This window comes from Spirochaeta thermophila DSM 6192 (genome assembly GCF_000147075.1).
GTDB lineage: Bacteria > Spirochaetota > Spirochaetia > Winmispirales > Winmispiraceae > Winmispira > Winmispira thermophila_A.
In genome coordinates this window covers 398,616-418,830 of the sequence record NC_014484.1, presented here as the reverse complement: position 1 = coordinate 418,830, position 20,215 = coordinate 398,616, and the positions used below count along the sequence as shown (strand labels likewise).

At 64.3% G+C, this 20,215-nt stretch carries 17 protein-coding genes; 8 read left to right on the top strand and 9 right to left on the bottom strand.

What is annotated here, in order from left to right:
• The first annotated feature begins 177 nt into the window (after nucleotides 1-177).
• Both hisD and STHERM_RS12515 read left to right on the top strand, forming a co-directional pair.
• On the top strand, nucleotides 178-1,512 hold the full coding sequence (gene hisD / locus STHERM_RS01700) for a histidinol dehydrogenase (protein WP_041623693.1): 1,335 nt from the start codon (nucleotides 178-180) through the stop codon (nucleotides 1,510-1,512).
• Complete coding sequence (locus tag STHERM_RS12515) at nucleotides 1,457-2,896, top strand: bifunctional folylpolyglutamate synthase/dihydrofolate synthase (protein ID WP_013313153.1); 1,440 nt, start codon at nucleotides 1,457-1,459, stop codon at nucleotides 2,894-2,896. The genes hisD and STHERM_RS12515 overlap by 56 nt, the downstream gene beginning before the upstream one ends.
• 47 nt (nucleotides 2,897-2,943) lie before the next feature.
• Here STHERM_RS12515 and STHERM_RS11410 read toward each other — a convergent pair whose 3' ends face one another.
• Nucleotides 2,944-3,126, bottom strand: coding sequence for a 4Fe-4S binding protein (locus tag STHERM_RS11410; protein ID WP_071650325.1), 183 nt, complete (start codon nucleotides 3,124-3,126; stop codon nucleotides 2,944-2,946).
• Between the two features lie 126 nt (nucleotides 3,127-3,252).
• Between STHERM_RS11410 and STHERM_RS01690 the strand changes: the two genes are divergently transcribed.
• The 4 genes from STHERM_RS01690 (at nucleotide 3,253) to STHERM_RS01675 (ending at nucleotide 7,535) form a co-directional block, all read left to right on the top strand.
• The gene (locus STHERM_RS01690) at nucleotides 3,253-4,698 is read left to right on the top strand and encodes an NFACT RNA binding domain-containing protein (protein WP_013313151.1); all 1,446 of its coding nucleotides are present in this window, start codon (nucleotides 3,253-3,255) and stop codon (nucleotides 4,696-4,698) included.
• A 63-nt stretch (nucleotides 4,699-4,761) separates the two neighbouring features.
• Nucleotides 4,762-5,643, top strand: a complete 882-nt coding sequence (amrB, locus tag STHERM_RS01685) for an AmmeMemoRadiSam system protein B (RefSeq protein ID WP_013313150.1) — start codon at nucleotides 4,762-4,764, stop codon at nucleotides 5,641-5,643.
• Nucleotides 5,630-6,178 carry an AmmeMemoRadiSam system protein A gene (gene amrA, locus STHERM_RS01680; protein WP_013313149.1) on the top strand — a complete coding sequence of 183 codons (549 nt, stop codon included), beginning with the start codon at nucleotides 5,630-5,632 and terminating at the stop codon, nucleotides 6,176-6,178. The genes amrB and amrA overlap by 14 nt, the downstream gene beginning before the upstream one ends.
• Entirely contained in the window at nucleotides 6,159-7,535 is a 1,377-nt protein-coding gene (locus STHERM_RS01675) for a hypothetical protein (protein ID WP_041623149.1), read from the top strand. The genes amrA and STHERM_RS01675 overlap by 20 nt, the downstream gene beginning before the upstream one ends.
• Here the strand turns inward: STHERM_RS01675 and STHERM_RS01670 are convergent.
• Complete coding sequence (locus STHERM_RS01670) at nucleotides 7,529-8,578, bottom strand: hypothetical protein (RefSeq protein ID WP_013313147.1); 1,050 nt, start codon at nucleotides 8,576-8,578, stop codon at nucleotides 7,529-7,531. The two genes, STHERM_RS01675 and STHERM_RS01670, sit on opposite strands and share 7 nt — an antisense overlap.
• 204 nt (nucleotides 8,579-8,782) lie before the next feature.
• Between STHERM_RS01670 and STHERM_RS01665 the strand changes: the two genes are divergently transcribed.
• Nucleotides 8,783-9,739, top strand: a complete 957-nt coding sequence (locus tag STHERM_RS01665; RefSeq protein WP_013313146.1) for a hypothetical protein — start codon at nucleotides 8,783-8,785, stop codon at nucleotides 9,737-9,739.
• Complete coding sequence (gene murD, locus STHERM_RS01660) at nucleotides 9,720-11,099, top strand: UDP-N-acetylmuramoyl-L-alanine--D-glutamate ligase (protein ID WP_013313145.1); 1,380 nt, start codon at nucleotides 9,720-9,722, stop codon at nucleotides 11,097-11,099. The genes STHERM_RS01665 and murD overlap by 20 nt, the downstream gene beginning before the upstream one ends.
• Before the next feature lie 18 nt (nucleotides 11,100-11,117).
• Here murD and STHERM_RS01655 read toward each other — a convergent pair whose 3' ends face one another.
• The 7 genes from STHERM_RS01655 to STHERM_RS01625 all read right to left on the bottom strand — a co-directional run bounded on the left by STHERM_RS01655 (nucleotide 11,118) and on the right by STHERM_RS01625 (nucleotide 20,043).
• Nucleotides 11,118-12,320 carry a YncE family protein gene (locus STHERM_RS01655; RefSeq protein ID WP_237223322.1) on the bottom strand — a complete coding sequence of 401 codons (1,203 nt, stop codon included), beginning with the start codon at nucleotides 12,318-12,320 and terminating at the stop codon, nucleotides 11,118-11,120.
• Between the two features lie 37 nt (nucleotides 12,321-12,357).
• The gene (locus STHERM_RS01650) at nucleotides 12,358-13,347 is read right to left on the bottom strand and encodes a lipid II:glycine glycyltransferase FemX (protein ID WP_013313143.1); all 990 of its coding nucleotides are present in this window, start codon (nucleotides 13,345-13,347) and stop codon (nucleotides 12,358-12,360) included.
• A 3-nt stretch (nucleotides 13,348-13,350) separates the two neighbouring features.
• A complete protein-coding gene (gene metG, locus STHERM_RS01645; protein WP_013313142.1) occupies nucleotides 13,351-15,510 on the bottom strand; it encodes a methionine--tRNA ligase in 2,160 nt (719 codons plus the stop codon).
• A gap of 33 nt (nucleotides 15,511-15,543) precedes the next feature.
• Nucleotides 15,544-16,044, bottom strand: a complete 501-nt coding sequence (locus tag STHERM_RS12510) for a hypothetical protein (protein WP_013313141.1) — start codon at nucleotides 16,042-16,044, stop codon at nucleotides 15,544-15,546.
• A gap of 94 nt (nucleotides 16,045-16,138) precedes the next feature.
• On the bottom strand, nucleotides 16,139-17,344 hold the full coding sequence (locus STHERM_RS01635) for a sugar ABC transporter permease (protein ID WP_013313140.1): 1,206 nt from the start codon (nucleotides 17,342-17,344) through the stop codon (nucleotides 16,139-16,141).
• 20 nt (nucleotides 17,345-17,364) lie between these two features.
• Nucleotides 17,365-18,897: a sugar ABC transporter ATP-binding protein gene (locus STHERM_RS01630; protein WP_013313139.1), complete on the bottom strand. Its 1,533-nt coding sequence runs from the start codon at nucleotides 18,895-18,897 to the stop codon at nucleotides 17,365-17,367.
• Nucleotides 18,898-18,960: 63 nt separating this feature from the next.
• A complete protein-coding gene (locus tag STHERM_RS01625; protein ID WP_041623147.1) occupies nucleotides 18,961-20,043 on the bottom strand; it encodes a substrate-binding domain-containing protein in 1,083 nt (360 codons plus the stop codon).
• Nucleotides 20,044-20,215: the final 172 nt, after the last annotated feature.

Genomic DNA, 20,215 nt, shown 5'->3' with positions numbered 1-20,215 from the left:
TCGAGGATCGGGGGATCCGGTGGGTGTCCGCAGTCCGACAGGATATGCACTCGATCGTTGCGCCTCCTCACCGAACGCCTCCCGAGGCTCCTCACCTCTCACGTACCATACGTACATACCGATCTTCCGTGCCGGCTGGTCTTGACCGGAGAGCGGGGGGCGTGCGAGCATGGGGGTATGGCCGATCTCAAGGTGAACGTGTACGTGTGGGGGGATCTGTCCCCTGAGGAACGACGAAGGCTCCTCTCCCGTTCGGAGGAGGACATCGCCCGTCTGGAGGAAGTGGTGCGGCCGGTGGTGGAGGCGGTGCGGACCGAGGGGGATGCGGCCCTCATCCGGTTCACGAAGGAGTTCGACGGGGTGGTCCTCTCACCCGAGCGGCTGAGGGTGTCCGAGGAGGAGTTCGAGGCTGCAGAGGCGGCCCTCCCCGAGGAGATACGGGAGAGTCTCGACTACGTGATAGAGAACGTGGAGCGGTTCCACCGCACCCAGGTGCCGGAGCCTTCTCCCATGAGAGAGGTGCGGCCCGGGGTGATGGCGGGTGAGCGGGCCACGCCCGTGCCCTCGTGCGGGCTCTACGTGCCCCGCGGACGGGGGAGCTTTCCGTCCATGGTGTACATGCTCGCGGTGCCGGCACACCTCGCCGGGGTGCCGCGGGTGGTGATGACGACCCCGCCGGAGAAGGATGGCTCAGTGAACCCGGCGTGCCTGTATGCCGCGAGGCGCTGCGGGGTGCACGAGGTCTACCGCGTGGGCGGGGCCCAGGCCGTGGCGGCGCTCGCCCATGGGACCGAGTCGATCGCGCCAGTGGCGATGATCACCGGGCCGGGAAGCGCCTACGTGGCGGCGGCGAAGCGGCTCGTGGCGCACCTGGTGTACACCGGGCTTCCCGCAGGGCCTTCGGAGTCGGTGATCCTCGCGGACGAGAGCGCCGATCCCTGGAAGGTGGCGATCGATCTGCTGGTCGAGGCGGAGCACGGGGCGGACTCGGCGGCCCTGCTCGTGACGCCGTCGCGGGAGCTGGCCGGCCGGGTGGAGGCCCACCTGCTCTCGTGTATCCCCCGCCTGCCTTCGCCGCGGCGTGAGTTCGTCCAGGCGGTGTTCGCGGGCTACGGCGGGATCATCCTGGTGGACTCGCTCGAGGAGGGGGTGGAGGTGGTGAACGAGTGGGCCCCCGAGCACCTGCAGGTGCGGACCCATGATCCGTTCGCCACGCTGAAGCGTATCTCCTATGCAGGCGAGGTCCTGCTGGGCGAGCACGCGCCGTTCAGCCTCGCCAACTATGCGGCAGGGCCGAACGCGGTACTCCCCACAGGGGGGAAGGCGAAGGTCTTCTCGCCGGTGTCGGTGCGCGATTTCCTCAGGTTCTCGTCGGTGATCCACGTGACCGAGGAGGGGTTGGCCGAGCTGGGGCCTCACGTGGCACGGCTGGCCGAGTACGAGGGGTTCCCTGCCCATGCAGCTGCGATTACGTACAGAGCTACTCCCGGCTCCTATTCACCCCGAGGTTGAGGAGGCCTTCCGCTACCTGGAGCGGTTCGCCAACTTCGAGCGGCGGCCGGGGGAGGTGCGGGCGTTCCGCCTGGAGCGGGTGCGGACGCTCTGCGGGCTCTTCGGGCACCCGGAGGAGGGGCTGGCCTTTGCCCACGTGGCGGGGTCGAAGGGCAAGGGGTCCACGTGTCTCTTCCTCGCGCGGGTCCTGGAGGAGTCGGGGTTCCGTACCGGGCTCTACACCTCGCCGCACCTGGTCTCCTACACCGAACGGATAAGCCGGGCGGGGAGGCCGTGGCCTCCCGAGGTGTACCTGGATGCCCTCGCCTTCCTCAGGGGGAGGCTCGAGGGGACGGCCGAGGGGAGGGCGCTCCTCGATGAGGTGACGACGTTCGAGCTGCTGACGGTGCTGGGGTTCCTCGTCTTCAGGGAGATGGGGTGCGAGTGGGTGGTGCTGGAGACGGGGATGGGGGGACGGCTCGATGCCACGAACGTGGTGCGGCCGCGGGTGACGGTGATCACGCACCTGGAGCTGGAGCACACCGAGCACCTGGGGGAGACGCTCGAGAAGATCGCCTTCGAGAAGGCGGGGATCATCAAGCCGGGGGTGCCGGTGGTGGTGGCGCCGCAGGAGGCGGGGGCGTGGGGGGTGATCGAGGGGCGGGCGCGGGAGGTCGGGGCAGGGGTGGTGCGGGTGGAGAGGGGGCTGGGGGCGTCGGCGGGTGGTGTGGGAGGGGAGGTTCGGGGGGCGCAGGCCGGAGGGGGGGCGGGAGGAAGCCCCAGCGAGGTGGTCCGGTGGGAGGGGGTGGTGAGGAGGGAGGGGGTGGGGGTCTGCGTGGAGTGGGAGGACGGGCTCGTGGCGCGGTCGGTGCTCTCCACACCGCTCCTCGTGCAGGCGGAGAACGCAGCGCTCGCAGCGGCGGCGTGGCGGGTGTGTGTGCCGGAGGGGAAGGTGGGGGCGCTGGAGCAGGGGCTCGCCGGGGCGGTCCTCCCGGGGAGGCTCCAGCCGGTGGCAGAGGGCCCGGAGCTGTGGGTGGACGGGTCGCACACGCGCGACTCGGTGCGGGCGGTGGTGGAGGCGCTGGGGCGGAGGTACGGGTGGGGGGAGGTGGTGGGGGTGTTCGGGTGCGTGGCGGGGAAGGATGCGCGGGGGATGCTGGGGGAACTGGGGCGGCTGTGCAGGGAGGTGGTGGTCACGAGGGCGGGGAGGTTCAGGGAGAGCAGGCCGGAGGAGGTGGGGAGGGTGGCGGAGGGGGTGGTGCGGGCGGTGGTGGTGCCGGAGGAGGAGGCGGCCCTGGGGGAGGCGCTGAGGAGGGCGGAGGGGCGGAGGCCCATCCTGGTGACAGGTTCGTTCTACCTGGCTGGCGAGATCCTCACGATCCTCTCCCGATGGGCCGCCTCATGAGACCCCGCCGCAGATTCTCTGCGGCGGGGTGCCTCATCCACATGGGTTCACGCAGGCTGTATCGCGCCGAACCCACAGAACCGCACGCATAGTCCACACCCCGTGCACCGTGAGGGATCCACCTGGGGTGCACGGTATCCCCGCTGCACGAGCGCCCCTCGTGGGCACATCCTCACCGCCGGGCACTGGTGGTTCTGCGGACACCTGTGCGGTACGACCTTGATCGCCATGAGTCCTCCTGCGAGTGTATGGGATTCGGGATTTCACGTATTATTCGGATCAATTAATATTAAAAAAATTATATACTGTCAACATCCCCCTTGCCCGCTCCCCTTGGATACCCTTACACTTTCTTCATGTCCTTCAACTGGAAAGAGGTGGACTACGCGCTCAAGGCCCTCTCACTCCGAGGGGCCCTCGTTCAGGACATCTTCCAACCCGATTTCATGCACCTGGGACTCAAGCTCTACCTACCGGGCCGGCCCTTCACCCTCCTCTTCCGCATGGACCAGTCGGGCGTGGCATTCTTTCCACTCACCACAAAACTCCCCCGGCTCCCTCATCCCCAGCGGTTCACCCAATTCCTGCGGGCACACATCCGCGGGGGAAAGATCACCGGTGCCTACCAGGTAGGAAGGGAGCGCCTCATCCGGATCGCGGTGGCCCGCGAAGGCACCACCACCCTCGTCTGGATCCGGCTCTGGGCCACGGCTCCCAACATCATCGTGACGGATCAGGAGATGACCATCCTCGACTGCATGTTCCGCAGGCCGCGCAGAGGCGAAGTCTCGGGGGAGCGCTTCGACCCCTGGCCACAGCTCATGCGCACCTACGAGGACGAGGACCCCCGCTTCTCGGTCCGCTTTCTCGATGAGACATCCTCCTCCGAGGAATGGTTTTCACGCATGGAAGCCTCCTACCTGGAGACGGACCGGGGAGCCCGGGTGGAGAAACTGAGGGTGGACCTTGCCCGCCTCCTCGAACGAAGGATCACCACCCTTCGAGCCACCCTCACGGAACTCACCTCCCGGCGGGAACGCATCCGGGATGCGGAACGGTACAAGGAATACGGAGATCTCATCATCACCAACCTCTGGCAGATCTCCCGGGGGCAGAAGTGGATCGAGGTGGAGGACTACTTCCGAGGCGGCACGGTGAGGATCCCCCTTGATCCCGCCCTCGGCCCTCAGGAGAACGCCGAGCGCTACTATCGCGAGCACCGCAGGCTCCTCCAGCAGGAGCAGAACCTCGCCGCGCGCATGGAGGAGGTCTCCAGGGACCTCACCCACCACGAGCGCCTTCTCGAACAGATCCCCTCCATGGGAGAAGAGGCTCTCGAGGCCCTCTCCCGCACCTTCCAGAAAGAGGCGCGGGTACGGGAGAAGGACACCGAGGTACCCGGCCTCCACGTCCTCTCCCAAGGGTTCCTCATCATCGTGGGCCGTAACGCGAAAGAAAGCGACGAGGTGCTGCGGCACCATGCACGGGGCAACGACCTGTGGCTCCACGTGCGCGACTGGCCGGGCGGTCACGTGATCATACGGTCTCAGAAAGGGAAAGAGATCCCCCATCCCGTGATCCTCGATGCGGCCCAGCTCGCCATCCACTTCAGCAAGGCGAAACACGAAGAGGTGGTCGACCTCTACTGTACCCACGTGAAGTACCTCAGGAGGGCCAAGCACGGCACCCTGGGAACCGTCATCCCCACCCGGGAGAAAAACATCACCGTACGCAGGGATCCGGCGCGCATCTCTTCCCTCCTCCAGAGGGAAGAAGCTCAGGAGGAGCCTCCCTCAACTTGATTCTTTCCCCTCTTTTTCTTTACTTTACAGCAGAGGGGGTTCTATACAGTGAAGGGGAATGGGATGGACCAAGGACGCAACGCCCTCACCCAGACCGAGGAACTCGTGAGAGAGCCCATCGTCGAAGGCATCTTCTACCCTGACGCCGCCGACGCACTCGAGGCACGCCTCGATGCCCTCCTCTCCCGCCCTTCCCCCGAGAGCCCCCCGCCCCGCCCCTTCGCCCTCATCGTGCCCCACGCCACCTGGGACTACGTGGGCGGCCTCCTGGGAACCGCATTCGCGCACGTAGTCCCCTGGCGCGAACACTTCCGTCGCGTGGTCCTCTGGGGCCCCACCCACCGCGAGCCGTTCCCCTCCCTCTTCCTCCCCGCCTCCACCCTCTTCGCCACCCCTCTCGGCCCTCTCAGCCTCGACCTCCCTGCCACCCAGGAGGCCCTCGCCTCCAGCACCGCCTTTGCGGTGGACGACCTCTCCCACATGGAGGAACACTGTCTGGAGGTCGTCTTCCCCTTCCTGCGGAGCATCCTCCCCCACGCCCCCATCCTCCCCGTACTCGTCGGTGCCCCCCTCTTCACCCTCGTCGAGACCCTCGCCCGCGCCCTCTACCTCATCTACGCCGCCGAATGGGAGCACACCCTCTTCGTGGTGAGCACCAACCTCACCCCCTTCGCCCCCCGCAAGGACAACGCACGGCGTGCGGAAGAACTCATCCACACCCTCCTCTCCACCCCATCCCACACCCTCCTCTCCCGCATCCGCACCCAGCACAACCCGGAAAAGCCCCTCCTCCTCATCTGGCCCCTGCTCATGCTCGCCGAAGCCCTCGAACTCCCCCTCTCCTTCCACCTGCTGGGCAGGGAGACGAGCCCTCCCGAGGACGGCCACACGGTGGAGTACGCCTCATTCCTCGTCACAGGAGGAAACGACCATGAGACACACTGACGAGGAACGAAAGACCCTCCTCTCCGCGGCCCGCGAGGTCATCACCGCCGCCACCGAAGGCCGCACCCCCCGTCTCCCCGAACCACCCCCACGGCTCCTCGAGCCGGGAGGGGCCTTCGTGACCCTCCACAAACGGGGCGCACTCCGCGGGTGCATCGGCCACATCCTCGCAGACCGTCCCCTGTGGGAAGTCGTGCAGGAGATGGCCTACGAGAGCGCCTTCCGCGACCCACGGTTCCCACCCGTCACCGGACCGGAGGTTCCCCTCCTCGACATAGAAATCTCGATCCTCTCCTCCCTCTTCCCCATAGCCCCCGAGGAAGTAGAAGTAGGGACCCACGGGCTCCTCATCCGCAAAGGCTGGCACTCAGGCCTCCTCCTCCCCCAGGTCCCGGTCGAACAGGGGTGGGACAGGGAGACCTTCCTCGCCCACACCTGCCTCAAGGCAGGACTTCCCCCCGATGCCTGGAAATCCCCAGACGCCCAACTCTTTGGTTTTACCGCGGAGGTGTTCGGTGAACGCGACTACGAATAGGAACACACCCCACCTCACCACCATCGAAGGAGAGGAGAAGCTCGCCATTCCCACCGGCATCGTCGACTACACACCGGCGGTCGCCAAACAGTACACCCTCGCCGACAGAACGTGCAGACTCGTGATCGGGAACGCCGTCTACCCCATGACCTGCGAAGGCCTGAGGATGGAGGAAGGACAGGGATACCTCGTCTTCAGAGCCGCCCGGCCCATCGCCTCCCTCAAGGAGATCGCCGACCATCCTTCCCCCTCCCACCTCCCACTCCTCCACCAGGCGGGAGAAGCACTGGAGACCCTCCGCGCGCACGACTTCCCCCTTCCCCCAGCAGCACTCGAGGCCATCGTCCTCCTCGACGAAGGCATCCTCGTACTCAACGACGACCTCCTCCAGCTCATGAGGGAACACCGGCCTCCCGCTGCCGACCACCCGCTCCAGGAGGAGATCGAGGACACCTCCTGGTCATATACCCTCGCCTTCCTCTCCTACCTCTGCATCACCGGAAGGTCCCCCTTCGGCAGCGGCACCCGGGAAGAACGCCTCTTCCGACGGACCAGGAAGCGATTCCCCCGCATCAGTCCCGCGGGAGAGACGGCGCGGCCTTTCATCCAGTGGGTCCATCAGGCCCTCGAAGGACCCGACAGACTCCTCCTGCCGATGCCCGCCCCCCCCGCAACTACAGTGGGCACCGTCTCGTTCGACCCGCTCGAAGAGGCCCGCATCCACCGAGCCTTCCGAGTGCACCGCTTCTTCAGGAGGTACGGGGCCATCCTCGGTGGGGGAGCCGCTGTACTTGGCCTCATCCTCCTCGTGCTGATCTCCACGATACAGAACGCGAACCGCCCACCCGCCACCATCGGCCTCGACCCACTGGAGGTGGCCCGCCTCTACTACGAGAGCATCAACCGCATCGACCCGGAGACCCTCCGGGACTGCCTCATCTCGGACGACGACCCGGTATACCGGGAACTCACCCACCTCTTCGTGATCGTACGGGTCCGCACCGCAGTGGAACGCACGCTCCCCCTCGTGAGCCCGGAGCAGTGGGTGGAGGAAGGGATGCCCCCCCTCCCCGAGGGCACGGTTCTCTACGGCGTGGCCGACCTGAGGCTCTCCACCCTCCAGGAGACATCGGAACAGGCCACCGTCGAGGCCGCCTATCTCAGGTGGACACTGGAACCAGGAGACCCCGAAACCGGCACCCCGGCAACGAGCAGTCCCTCCAGGATCGAGGAGATACTCGAACTCGTCTTTCTCGGGGACCGGTGGGCCATCCGGCAGAAGAAGGTCATAGAAGAGACGCCGCTCTCACAGGAGGAAGCCCTGGAGGCCCTCTCCGCTCGGGCCCCTGCTCAATAGGACACGGAACTGCCTGCGATGTACGAGACGATCCCCGAGACGATCGCCACCCCCCCGACACTGAAGAGGGAGAGGGCGAGGTCGGGTCTGTCCTGATACGGCCAGTAGGGCGAGGCCACGTCCTCTCCGTACCCCACGAACACCCCCAGACCGGTGAAGAACATCCCGGAGAGGAAGAGGGCCCCGCCCCAGGCACGCTGCCTCCTCGCCTCGAGGAGGCCGGCCTCGATGTCCACCTGGTCCGAAGCGGTGAGCATCCGCGACTCCTGGGCGGCATCGAGCGAGACCGACTGGATCGCCCGCCCCTCCCGTTGCACCACACTCCCCTGTACGGCCCCCCCCTCGGTCTCCAGGTGAGGAAACAAGCGGGCGATGAGGTCTGGAGACAGGGGCTCGTGCACGAACGTCAGGGAGGGAAGGCCCCCGACCGTAGCCCTGCCCTTCGTCGCCGTGATCCCTATGCGCCCCCGTTCGTCCACCTCCTCCGCCACCTCGACCCTTTCCCCCGGACCTACCCTCACCTCTTCTCCCGTCCTCCCTTCAGCCAGCGGCACGACACGCACCGATCCCGCCCGGACCTCCACCGACGTGGTGGTGATACGCATACCCTCGGAGGAAGAGACGAACCGGTAGACCACATCTCCCTCCGAGAAATCGGCCCGGGCACCCCTCCCTTCCACCACTACCGGTACGGCCTCCGCACCCGTCCTCACCCTCACCGTACCGTACGCCACCCGGAGCCGCACCCCCTCGCCCTCGGCCCGGATCTCGCAGGTGGTGTTCCTCCCCACCTTCACCATCACCTGGCTCCCCAACACCTGCACCTCGAGCACGCTCTCCGCATCGGTCTGGAAAAGATCGCCGCTCCTCACCGCGAGTCCCACCACGGGGTTCCTCCCCACGTCGAAGCGGAGGGCGTCCTGGCCCCGATAGAGGGAGAAGGTCCCGCCCTCGGCGTAGAGGATCACCCCCACCGCCGCCTCGGCCTGGAGGACCATCGCCATGAGGTGTACGAACAGCACGCACAGGATCCGCGACCTCATACCGCCTCCTCCTTGAAGCATACCTCAAAAACCGCCCCCCTGCAATCGGAAAAGCTCTCCTCCTCTCCTTTGGAAATCCCATGAGATGTACTCCGATCGGTCATCGACCACGCCTTTGTGAAATCCAGAAGATGAACCTCAATCCCGCTTAGGTCCTCCGCTTCCTTGAAATGAGCCCCGCCATGGAGTATAACTTTGGTAAGGATGGAAGTAGCGACCCAGGTTCTCCCGCTCACCTGGAGCGATCCCGAGATCAACGCAGTCCTCGCCTCGGCCTCCGAGGCCTTCCCCCCCGTCTCGCGTCACTTCACCCAGAACGAGGACTTCTTCCTCCTCCTCCCCCGTGAGTTCTCGGTACCCCACCTGCCGGTACACCACGACATACGGGAGGCACGTCCCTCACGGGAGTACCTCAGGCGCCTCCTCCCGGTGGTCCGGGAGCTCGTGGGCATCTGCCCGGGACTCTTCCATGGCCTCACCCACCTCTTCGACCCTGCGAGCATCCTGAGGCCCGCCTTCTTCCGTCTCTACCGCATGGGGGAAGCCCTCTACCTCTACCTCCTCAGAATCGACCTCTCGTACCACCCCCACGACCACACCCTGGTGGAACAGGGCACCAACGACACCACGCCCTCCTACCGCACGAGAAAACTCATGCTCGAGGCCGACCTCATCCCGCTCGAAGACCTCCACACCGAAGAGGGCAGGCCCCGCGGCTTTCTCATACGGCAGGTGATCTCCCGCACATGGATAGGGGAGACGGGGCGGGGCTACTTCGTCCAGGGCATCTGGCTCGATCGTGACCTCTCCAAATTCTTCTCCAGCGTCTTCCTGCCCGAAGGGGCCAGGACCTACCCCTACTACCCCCTCACCTGCAAGTACCGATCCATATGCCTCATGCCCCCCTCCTACGATCCCGCATCCCGCAAGGCCTACCTGCCGTTCCTCTACCGCGCTCAGCGTATCCTGGAACCGTACGTAGACGAGATACTTGAGGTGCTCCGGAAGGAAAAGTTCTCGCCCGACCTCCCCCTGGTCAAGGAGATACGAAGCACCGTGCCTCGGGAGATGATCGCCCAGTGGGAGGGGATCAGCATCGCCCGATACCTCAACGAACACCAGATGAGGGAGTACAGACTCGATGTACAGCGACGTGCGTAGCCTGCTCGAAGGCAAGAAGGTCCTCGTGATGGGCCTCGGCGCCCACGGAGGGGGGGCGGCCGCCGCCAGGTTCTGTGTGGAGGAGGGGGCGATCGTGACCGTGACCGATCTGCGCACAGAGGAGGAACTCGCCCCCTCCCTCGAGGCCCTCGCGGGGTACGACATACGCTACGTCCTCGGCACCCACCGGGAGGAGGACTTCCTCGAGGCCGATGTGGTGATCAAGAACCCTGCGGTCCCCCGAACCTCCCGATTCCTCTCCCTCGCCCGCCACGTGGAGACCGACATCTCCCTCTTCCTCAAGGCCTGCCGCTCCCCCATCCTGGCGGTCACCGGGAGCAAGGGCAAGTCCACCACGGCCTCGGCCCTCCACCACATCCTCTCGGCCGCCTTCCCGGGTGCGAGGCTCGGGGGCAACATCACCACGAGCCCCCTCACCTTCCTCCGCGAACTCTCCGAGGAAAGCCCCGTGGTCCTCGAGCTCTCCTCCTGGCAGCTCGGCGACCTGGGCGGAAGGATCTCCTTCACCCCACAGGTGGCGGCTCTCACCAACATCTACCCCGACCATCAGAACGCCTACGCCTCCATGGAAGCCTACGTGGAGGACAAGTTCTGGATCACCGCAACCCAGGATCCCTCGCAGACCTTCCTCTACCCCGCCTCCGATCCCTGGGGCAGGTGGATGGCCGCCAACACCCCGGCGACGGCTCTCCCCTTCTTCGAGGAGCGGCCGACCTCCCCACCCCCTCGCGCCGCCTTCCTCACCGAGCAGGAGGGCCTCTTCCTCGACCACGGGAAGGAGATCCCCCTCCTCCCCGAGCGGCTCCTGGTGCCGGGCGCCCACAACCGGCTCAACCTCCTCCTCGCCGGGGCCATGGCGTACACCTTCGGCACAGACCCTGCGCTCATCCGCACCCGGCTCTCCTCCTTCCCAGGTATTCCCCACAGACTCGAACTCGTCCGGGAGAAAGGGGGAGTCTCCTTCTACAACGACTCGGCCGCCACCATACCCGACGCCGTCCTCGCTGCGGTCTCCGCGTTCGAATGTCCCGTCCACCTCATCACCGGCGGCACCGACAAGAACCTCGACCTTTCACCCTACCGAGGACTCGCAGGCATGCCGGTCACGATCTACCTCCTGGAAGGGAGCGCCACACGCCGCCTCATCCCCCTCCTCCACGAGTCCGGCATTCCCTACCTGGGCCCCTACCGGAGCCTGGAGGAGGCCCTCGCCGAGGCTCACCACAGGGCTTCATCCGGCGAGGTGGTGCTCTTCTCCCCCGGAGCCGCCTCGTTCGAGATGTTCAGGCACGAGTTCCACCGGGGCGAGGTCTTCCGAGACCTCGTCCGACGGCTGTAGCCGGCGCGGAGGCGCGCCTCACTCCGCCCGGAGCCTCGAGACGTCGTAGACCTCTATGTTGTGATCCAGGAAATCGGAGAATACCAGGTATCGCCCATCCGGCGAGACGGCAAGCCCTGTGGGCTGGTTCCTCCCCCACACCCAATCCACCACCTCGAGCGTCCTCGTATCGAGGACGAAGACCTTCCCGTGGTCGGGTCCTTTCTTGAGGTAGGTCTCGGGGTTGTTGTGCCCCCTCGAGGAGACGAAGAGGTACCTGCCATCGGGTGAGAGGGCGATGGTATTGAGCTTGGGGCCGATGTAGCGCTCCTTCACAGGCGCCTCGGATCCAAGGTCGAACTTGGTGATGGTACCCAGGTACATGTCGGAGAGATAGAGGAACCTGCCTTGCCTGTCCACGACTGCGTGCCGCTTGGCACCGAACTCCCAATCGATCACCTTCACCACCTGCTGGTGAGGGATGTCTATCTTCTCCAGCACGCCGGTGTCATAGTTGCACACGTAGAGGAACCTGTCGTCAGGCGTGACCGCAAGCCCCCTCGGCGTGGCGGATACGGGCACCCTTCCCACCACCCGGCCCGAGACCGGATCGAGGAAGGCGATGTCGTTCGATTCCCAGTTGGACACGAAGAGGAGGTCCCCACGGTGCGTGCCCGCGATCACCTTGGGCCAGATCCCCACCCGATCCGAGGTGAAGAGATAGGTGCCGTCCAGGGAAAAGGCGTGCACCCGGTTCGCGGTCATCTGCGAGATCCAGAGGATGCCGTGCAGGATGTACCCCTCCACGAACCCCCTCTGTCCGGCAAAGTATGGGGGCGGGCTCGCCCTTCCTACATAGGCCAGGGGATCGGCGGAAAAGATCTCCACCCCCTCATCGTCGAGCAGGGTCACATAGAAGAATCGTCCGTCTGGAGAAAACACGATACCCTTGGGCTGGCGGCCCGTGGGGAACTCCCCCACGAGTCGGAGGCGGGAGTCCTTCCGCTCGAGCTTCTCCTCTATGAAGACCGACTTCGTGAGAGAGAGGTGGAGGAACTTGGAGTGATACCCGGGGGCCCACAACTCGAGCAGGTGGTCACCGGCAGGCAGCCAGTAGTAGGCCACGGTCTCCTTCCTCCCGGTGGGTGTGAGGGGCCTTCCATCCTCCAGGAGGAGCGCATCCTGAGGAAAGACCTTGAGCGAGAGGGTGATGGCCGAGAGCGAGGAGATGCACAGAAGCATGAGGAATAGAGGCCTCACAAATCTCATGGCCGTCCATTCACCTTCGGAACAGCTTCCTCACACGTTTATAGTAGACCTCACGGACACGTTCGGCCGTCCGGTAGAGCCCATAGAGTGGGGAGAGAGGGAGGTCCCAGCACCCGGCCCTGTGGACGATCCGTCCCCCAAACCCGGTCTTGAACCGGTAGAGCCCGTACATGGGGTGCGAAGGGTCGGGCGTGGGAGGTATGCCGTAGAGGTCGTACGTGAGGGCACCCTCTCCCTTCGCCCATTGCATGGCCTCCCACTGGAGGAGGTAGGTGGGCATGAGGTTGCGCTTCTGGGAACGACTCGCTCCATAGAGGTAGACCGCCCTCTCACGGTAGAGGGCCATGATGTTGCCCGCGAGCGGCTCGCCCTCGTGGTAGGCCATGAAGAGGACCACACGAGGCTTCGGCCCCTCCCAGGTGCGGGCGAGGCGGAAGAGGTGGGCGTAGTACTCGAAGGAGTGGATGGCGATGCGATCACGCCGAGCGGTCTCCTCGTACATGCGGTACCAGAGGGGGAGGGCCTCCTCCCCCTCCTCCCGTACCACCACCCCTTTCTTCTGCGCGAGCCTGAGGTTGTACCGGGTCTTGTGGTGCATAGAGGAGAGAAGGTCCTCGTCCGAGAGGCACAGGTCGACGAGCACCGTGGAGGGAGGCTGAATATCGATGGGCGCCTTCCTGAGCACTCCTCCTGCAGGCCTCTCCTCCCACGGGAGGTCCACCCGGAAGAAGAGCGGCTTCAGCTCCATGAGTGAGGCGATCTCGCGAAGCCGGGCCACCATCCAGCCTCCCGTACGGAACCTCGTCTCCACCCCTTCCCACGGATGAGGCAGATAGGCGAGATCCATCCCGCCGGGAAGGCGTCGCGTGAGCACGAGGACCTGTCCACCTTCGCCCTCGAAGCCCCACGCCCGCCATCCAAAGGCCTGCTTGAGTGCACCCCAGAAACCGCTCTGGAGGAGGGAGGCCCCCTCGAGTTCCTCGAGCCTCACACGCCTCACAGGCTATCCCACCTTCCCTTCCTTCACCAAGGAGGTGGTGATCTCCCGACCATCTGCCACAAGGGGCGTCTCCCCTACTCTCACCACCCCCCCCTTCACCGTGATGGGTACGCCGAAGAACTCGTCGATGGTAATCTCGCCTGCCTCCCCATAGGAGGCGGGATCGTCGCCCTTGAGCACCACCCTCGTCCCAGGAGCCGCATGGTCGGCGAAGAGCACCTCCACCGAATCCTCGGCCTCGGCGGCGAGGAGCATCCCATGGCTCATCTCGCCACGGAGCTTCGCCGGTTTGAGATTCTCCACCACGATCACATGCCGGCCGAGGAGCTCCTCCTCCTTGTAGTAGGGAACCAATCCGGACACGATCTGCGACTCCCTCCCGCCCAGGTCGATCTTCTCTATATAGAGCTTCTCGGCATTCGGATGCCGCCTCACCTCGGTGATCTTTGCCACCACCAAACGAACCTTGTCACGAAAGACGTCCTCGGAACGAGGCTGGGAGCTCTCCTCACGTTCGGCCTGGGTGCCGGAGAACCGTATGCGGAGGGCCTCCACCCGGTCGTCCTCGAGCCGCTCGAAGAGGATCTCGGGCTTGCGCACCTCGGAGAGCCCCTCAAGTCTCCCGAGTTGAGCCCACGTCGCCGGCGGATTGCCCAGGAACCCGAGTATGCGACGGGAGGTGGCAGGGAGGTACGGCGCCACCAGAATCGCCAGGTCGCGTACGAGGTAGGCGAGATTCCTGAGAAGTTTCTCCGCCTCCTCGGGTCTCTCGGTACGCGTCTTCCAGGGCTCGCCGGCCTGGAAGGCCTTGTTCCCCAGGTCGGAGAGGGCGAACATGGTCCTGAAAGCGTCGCGGAGCTGGGCACGCTCGAGGTATTCAGTGATCTGTCCCTCCAGCTCCCTCACTCTTCCCCAGAGGGCCGTATCCACAGGGGCCTCGGGGATCCTCCCCTGGTAGAACCGGTGGATGAACGAGAGGGTTCGGTTCACCAGGTTGGCGAAGTTCCCTATGAGCTCGCCGTTCACCTTCTCCTGGAAGTCCTTCCAGGTGAAGGTGTAGTCGGAGGTTTCAGGCCTGTTGTAGAAGAGGTAGAACCGCCACACGTCGGCCGGTATCCCCGTGTCCTTTGCGTCGTTGCCGAAGACCCCCACCCCCCGGCTCTTGGAGAACTTCCCGCTCTCGTAGTTGAGGTACTCGGTGGACGACATGGTCTTGAGCAGGGTCCACCCTTCCCCCGTACCCAGGAGCGTGGAAGGGAAGATCACGGTGTGGAAGGGGATGTTGTCCTTGCCTATGAACTGGTAGAGCTCCACCCCGTCGGGGTTCTTCCACCACTCCTCCCATCTGTCGGTGTAGGTGGCCGTGATGGAGATGTAGCCTATGGGCGCGTCGAACCACACGTAGAAGACCTTGTTCTCGTATCCCGGCTTGGGCACAGGCACACCCCACTTGAGGTCGCGGGTGATACACCGTTCCCGGAGGCCGTCCCGTATCCAGCTCTCGGTCATGCGAATCGCATTGGTAGCCCACCGCCCCTCCACCGAGGCCTTCTCCATCCACGCCTTGAGCTTGGGGAGAAGGGCGGGGAGGTCCAGGTAGAGGTGCTTCGTCTCCCTGAGCACAGGGGTGGAGCCGTCGATGGCGCTCCGGGGCTCGATGAGCTCGGTGGGGTCGAGCAGCTTGCCGCAGTGCTCGCACTGGTCGCCCCGCGCATCCTCGTACCCACAATGGGGACAGGTCCCGCGCACGTAACGGTCGGCGAGGAACATCCCCGACTTCTCGGAGTAGAGCTGCTGGATGGTGCGCTCCTTGATGTAGCCGTTCCTGTCGAGCTTGAGGAAGATATCCTGGGTGATGCGGGTATGTTCAGGAGTGGAGGTGCGTCCCCACTTGTCGAACTGTATCTCGAACCACTCGTAGATCTCGGTGTGGATGGCGTGGAAACGGTCGCACAGCTCCTTGGGCGAGATACCCTCCTCAAGGGCCCGCGTCTCCGTGGCCGTGCCGTACTCGTCGGTGCCGCACACGTAGAGCGTCTCGTACCCCGCACTCCTGCAGTAGCGCGCGAAGACATCCGCGGAAAGGACCTGGATGAGGTTCCCGAGATGCGGCACGTTGTTCACATAGGGAAGTGCCGACGTGATAAGCCTTTTCTTCTTCATAGGAGGTACTATAGAGCAGGCCTCACACCAGGGTCAAGGCGCGGAGCGCAGCACACCCACCACCACCAGCCCCTCAGCCGCACACACCACCACCTCCCCCCCTCGGTACCACACCACCCCCCCAGCCTCCATCCGGGCCTCGGAGAACTCCCCCGTACGCTCCGACTCGAGCAGGGGCGCGAGGTCCACCGTCGCGAAGGCCCCCTCCCGCTCCACCACCAGCACGTGGGCGCGCCCTGCGAGCGGCTCCACCCGAACCCTTCCCCCCATCCATCCCCCCTCCGGCGCCTCACCCTCTCCTCCCCCAGGCTCCCCGCTCCCCGTCGCCACCGCCCCCTCCTCCCCGCTCCCCGCTCCCACCCCCCCCTCCTCCACCGGCACGAACTCCACCCCCCCTCCCGAGACCATCACCTCGTAGCGCACTACACTCCCCCCCTGCGCCACCAACACCTCCTCCATCCCCCCATCGGGAAGCGAAAGGTATGCGAGCAATGCGAAACACACCTCCAACACCTCACCCTCCTTGTCCCCCATTCTACCACACCCCTCCCTCTCCCGCTACTCCCAAAAGACGGGCCGTCCGAACACGCCGGACGGCCCTCAAGGAAGATACCATGAGGAGGTACGACTATTCCTTACGACGCTTGGATGCCACGTCCAGATACACCGCTATGATGAGCACGAGCCCTCTCGTCACGTACTGCCAGAAGATCGGCATGTTCATCACGCTCATACCGTTGACGATGCTCGCCATGATGAGCGACCCCACGAGGGCGCCGAAGATCGTCCCCTCGCCGCCCATGAGGCTCGTGCCGCCGATGACGCACGAGGCGATGGTATCGAGCTCGTAGTTGATACCGCCGTTGACCGTTCCCGCCGCCACGTATCCCGTGAGCACCACGCCCGCCACACCGGCGAGCAGGCCCATGAGGACGTGCACCTGAAAGACCGTCTTTCGGATATTAATCCCCGAGAGCCTCGTCGCCTCCCTGTTACCACCCACCGCATACACGTAGCGTCCGAAGCGGGTATTGTTCGCCACGTAGGAGATGATGAGCGCCACCACCGCCAGGAGGAGCACAGGGAGCTGGACCCCCCGATACATGTTCATGAGCACCACGTAGAGGATCACCAGGAAGGAGAAAAACCCCGCCTTTGCGAGATCCTTCCAGAGAGGCGGCACCTCGAACCCGTACTCCACCTTCTTGCGCCTCGAGGTGAGGGTGGAGAGGAAGATGAGCACCACCACCACCGCTGCCAGGAGGAGGCCCACCGTGGGCGAGAGATACCCCTGCGCGATGTAGACCAGGGACTCCTCCACCGGCACGATGGTCTTCCCCTCGGTCACACCCAGCACACCACCGCGAAAGATGAGCATGCCTCCCAGGGTCACGATGAACGCGGGGATCCCGCCGTAGGCGATGAGACCTCCCTGGAACAGCCCTATGACGATCCCCACCAGGAGGGCCACCACGATGGCGATCACCGTGGAGAGGATCCCGATCGTCCCCTGAGGAAGGGACGGGAACAGGGAAGGCAGGACGTTCGCGAGGATACGCGCCTGGAGAAAGGCGGTCACCGCGCTTATGAAACCGGTCACCGACCCCACCGAGAGGTCGATGTTCCCCAAGACGATCACGAGCACCATACCCGTCGCGAGGAACGAGATGATCGTCATCTGTCTGAAGAGGTTGGAGAGGTTTCTGGGAGAGAAGAAGATCCCCCCGGTGAGCACTCCGAAGAGGAACCAGATGAGGAGAAGGGCGATGATCATGGTGTAGGTCTTGGCATTCACCTGCACCGCCCGCTTCAGACGATTCATAAGGTCATTCATTCCTTACGTCCTCCTACACATCAATGGAATAGCTTCGTCGCCAGGCTCATGATCCGTTCCTGGTCGAACTCTTCCCGTTCGAGGATGCCGGTGGCATGCCCCTCACACATCACGAGGATCCTGTCGCTCATGCCCATCACCTCCTCGAGCTCCGAAGAGATGAGTATGACGGAGACTCCTGACGCCACCAGTTGGTTGATGAGCTTGTAGATCTCGTACTTGGCCCCCACGTCGATCCCCCTCGTGGGATCGTCCAGGATGAGCACCTTCGGCTCCTTCATGAGCCACTTGGAGATCACCACCTTCTGCTGGTTTCCGCCGCTCAAGGTGTCCACCGGCGCGTGGAGCGAGGGGGTCTTCACCGTGAGCCGGGTGGAGTACTCGCTACAGAGCTTGAGCTCCTTGTTCTTATCGATGTAGCCGAACCCGGAGAACATCTCCATGTTGGGAAGGGCCATGTTCTGGAGAATGGTCTGGCGGAGGATGAGCCCCTGCTTCTTCCTGTCTTCCGGCACCAGGCTTATACCGTGAGAGATCGCATCACGCGCCGACCTTATGAAGAGTTCCCTTCCCTCGAGGAACACACGCCCCCTCACCACGCGGCCGTATTCCCCGAAGAGCGACATCACCAGCTCGGTCCGCCCTGAGCCCATGAGCCCCGCGATCCCGAGCACCTCGCCCTTGCGGAGGGAAAACGAGACATCGTGTATCACCACCTTGCCCGGACGCTCGGGATCCTCGACCGTCCAGCCTTCCACGGAGAAGATCTCCTCACCGGGGATCACGCTCCTCGAGGGGAACCGTTCCTTCATCTCGCGCCCCACCATCAGTGAAATGAGATGCTCCACGTTCGTCTCGCTCGTCTTGAGGGTGTCGATCACCTTGCCGTCCCGGAGCACCGTGATGGAATCCGTGATCCTGAAGAACTCGTTGAGCCTGTGTGTGATGAAGATACACGTGACCCCTCGTTCCTTCAACGTGGCGAGGATACGCATGAGGGTCTCCACCTCGGCGTCACTCAAGGCGGAAGTGGGCTCGTCGAGGATGAGGACCTTGGCGTTCTCCGACAGGGCCCGGGCGATCTCAACCATCTGCTGCTTCCCCACGCTCAGGTCCTCCACCTTGGCGGAGAAGTGGATATCCAGTCCGAACTCGTCGAGCAGGGCCTTGGTGTCGGCGTAGAGTCTGTCCCAGTCGATAGTACCCGCCGGTGTACGCGGTTCTCTCCCGAGAAAGATGTTCTCACCCACCGTCATCTTGGGTACCAACGCGAGCTCCTGATAGACGATCGCGATGCCCTTCTCTATCGCCTGACGGATGGCCCCCTGTTCGAACCGGATCTCCTCTCCATCGAGAAAGACATTCCCCTCATACGTACCGTGGGGATACACCCCTGCGAGAATCTTCATGAGGGTCGATTTTCCGGCCCCGTTCTCCCCGCACAGTCCGTGGATCTCTCCCCGCCTCACCGAGAACGACACATCGTCCAGGGCTCTCACCCCCGGGAAATCCTTGGTCACATGCTCTATTCGAAGAATGTAGTCGTCACCCATACCGCATTCCTCCGGAAATGAAGAGGGGGAGAGCCCCTCGAGGGGCTCTCCCGGTGTACTCACTTAGGGACGGGGCGGCCGCTGATCCTCGGGGATGTCGCGGTAGACCTCGTCGTAGGGCTGGAACCCGCTCTTTATCACTTCCTCGTACACGTTGGTCTTGTCCACTTCCACCACAGGGAGGAAGTAGCAGGGGACCTTCTTGCCGCGGAAGGACTCGTCGAGTGTGAGATCGGCGAGATCGTAGTCCTTGATCTCAGGATACTTCTGCCTGATGTCCTCTCCCTTTGCGAGGGCGAGGGCAAGCTCGAAGGCGAGCGGGGTGAGCTTACGGATGTCCTTGAACACCGTCATGGTGAGCTCACCCTCCACGATGGACTTACAGCCGGCGAGCGTGGCATCCTGCCCGGAGATGGGCACCTTGCCGGCGAGCCCCTGGGCCTTGAGGGCCTGGAGCGCACCCAGCGCGGTTCCGTCGTTGGAAGCCACCACCGCGTCGATCTTGTTGTCGGTGGCGGTGAGGATGTTCTCCATGATCTTCAGGGCGTTCGCGGGATCCCAGTTCTCCACCCACTGATCAGCGACGATCTCGATCTGACCCTTGTCGATGTACGGCTGAAGGACCTCCATCTGGCCCTTGCGGAAGAGGATGGCGTTGTTGTCCGTGGGGCTTCCGCCGAGGAGCACGAACCGACCGCGGTCTTTCACCTTGAGCACGCCGCGGGCCTGAGCCCTACCGACCTCCACGTTGTCGAAGGAGAGATAGGCGGCGATCTTGTCGGTCTTCACGAGCCGGTCGTAGGCGATCACGGGCACCCCTTCACGGGCCGCAGCCTCGGCGGCCGTGGCGGCGGCGTCCCCATCCTGGGCGATCACCACGATCACGTCGGCGCCCTGGAGCACCATGTTCTCGATCTGATCGTTCTGGAGTTTGGGATCCTGGTTCGCCACCTGGACGATCACCTGTACACCGTTCTCCTGACCGAGCTTGGTGAAGAGAGCGGCCTCGTTCGGCCAGCGCTCGGTCGCGAAATCGGAGAAGGACACCCCGATGACGATCCTGTCGTCCCCCTGTCCCTGCCCCTGGGCGAAGAGCCCGGTCACAGCGATCAGAAGGATGAGCGCGGAAAGTAGAATACGCTTCATAGGACCTCCTGAAAAGAGTATGTATGTGTATACCATATAGCAACAGGCATGCCATCTTGCGCATCATCGACTATAACTTTACCATGTAAACAAAAGGAGACTCGGCGGACTCCACGTAACGCCCCGGAATGTGCACTATCCGCCACGTTTTCCTCCCCGATCGTGCACGAAT

What these genes read in the sequence shown, in the direction of transcription:
- STHERM_RS01690 (WP_013313151.1), top strand. Translation starts at nt 3,253, where the DNA reads ATGTCCTTCAACTGGAAAGAGGTGGACTACGCGCTCAAGGCCCTCTCA.
- hisD (WP_041623693.1), top strand. Translation starts at nt 178, where the DNA reads ATGGCCGATCTCAAGGTGAACGTGTACGTGTGGGGGGATCTGTCCCCT.
- STHERM_RS01665 (WP_013313146.1), top strand. Translation starts at nt 8,783, where the DNA reads ATGGAAGTAGCGACCCAGGTTCTCCCGCTCACCTGGAGCGATCCCGAG.
- metG (WP_013313142.1), bottom strand. Translation starts at nt 15,510, where the DNA reads ATGAAGAAGAAAAGGCTTATCACGTCGGCACTTCCCTATGTGAACAAC.
- STHERM_RS01655 (WP_237223322.1), bottom strand. Translation starts at nt 12,320, where the DNA reads ATGCTTCTGTGCATCTCCTCGCTCTCGGCCATCACCCTCTCGCTCAAG.
- STHERM_RS01635 (WP_013313140.1), bottom strand. Translation starts at nt 17,344, where the DNA reads ATGAATGACCTTATGAATCGTCTGAAGCGGGCGGTGCAGGTGAATGCC.
- amrA (WP_013313149.1), top strand. Translation starts at nt 5,630, where the DNA reads ATGAGACACACTGACGAGGAACGAAAGACCCTCCTCTCCGCGGCCCGC.
- STHERM_RS12510 (WP_013313141.1), bottom strand. Translation starts at nt 16,044, where the DNA reads ATGGGGGACAAGGAGGGTGAGGTGTTGGAGGTGTGTTTCGCATTGCTC.
- STHERM_RS11410 (WP_071650325.1), bottom strand. Translation starts at nt 3,126, where the DNA reads ATGGCGATCAAGGTCGTACCGCACAGGTGTCCGCAGAACCACCAGTGC.
- STHERM_RS01630 (WP_013313139.1), bottom strand. Translation starts at nt 18,897, where the DNA reads ATGGGTGACGACTACATTCTTCGAATAGAGCATGTGACCAAGGATTTC.
- STHERM_RS01670 (WP_013313147.1), bottom strand. Translation starts at nt 8,578, where the DNA reads ATGAGGTCGCGGATCCTGTGCGTGCTGTTCGTACACCTCATGGCGATG.
- amrB (WP_013313150.1), top strand. Translation starts at nt 4,762, where the DNA reads ATGGACCAAGGACGCAACGCCCTCACCCAGACCGAGGAACTCGTGAGA.
- STHERM_RS01625 (WP_041623147.1), bottom strand. Translation starts at nt 20,043, where the DNA reads ATGAAGCGTATTCTACTTTCCGCGCTCATCCTTCTGATCGCTGTGACC.
- STHERM_RS12515 (WP_013313153.1), top strand. Translation starts at nt 1,457, where the DNA reads ATGCAGCTGCGATTACGTACAGAGCTACTCCCGGCTCCTATTCACCCC.
- murD (WP_013313145.1), top strand. Translation starts at nt 9,720, where the DNA reads ATGTACAGCGACGTGCGTAGCCTGCTCGAAGGCAAGAAGGTCCTCGTG.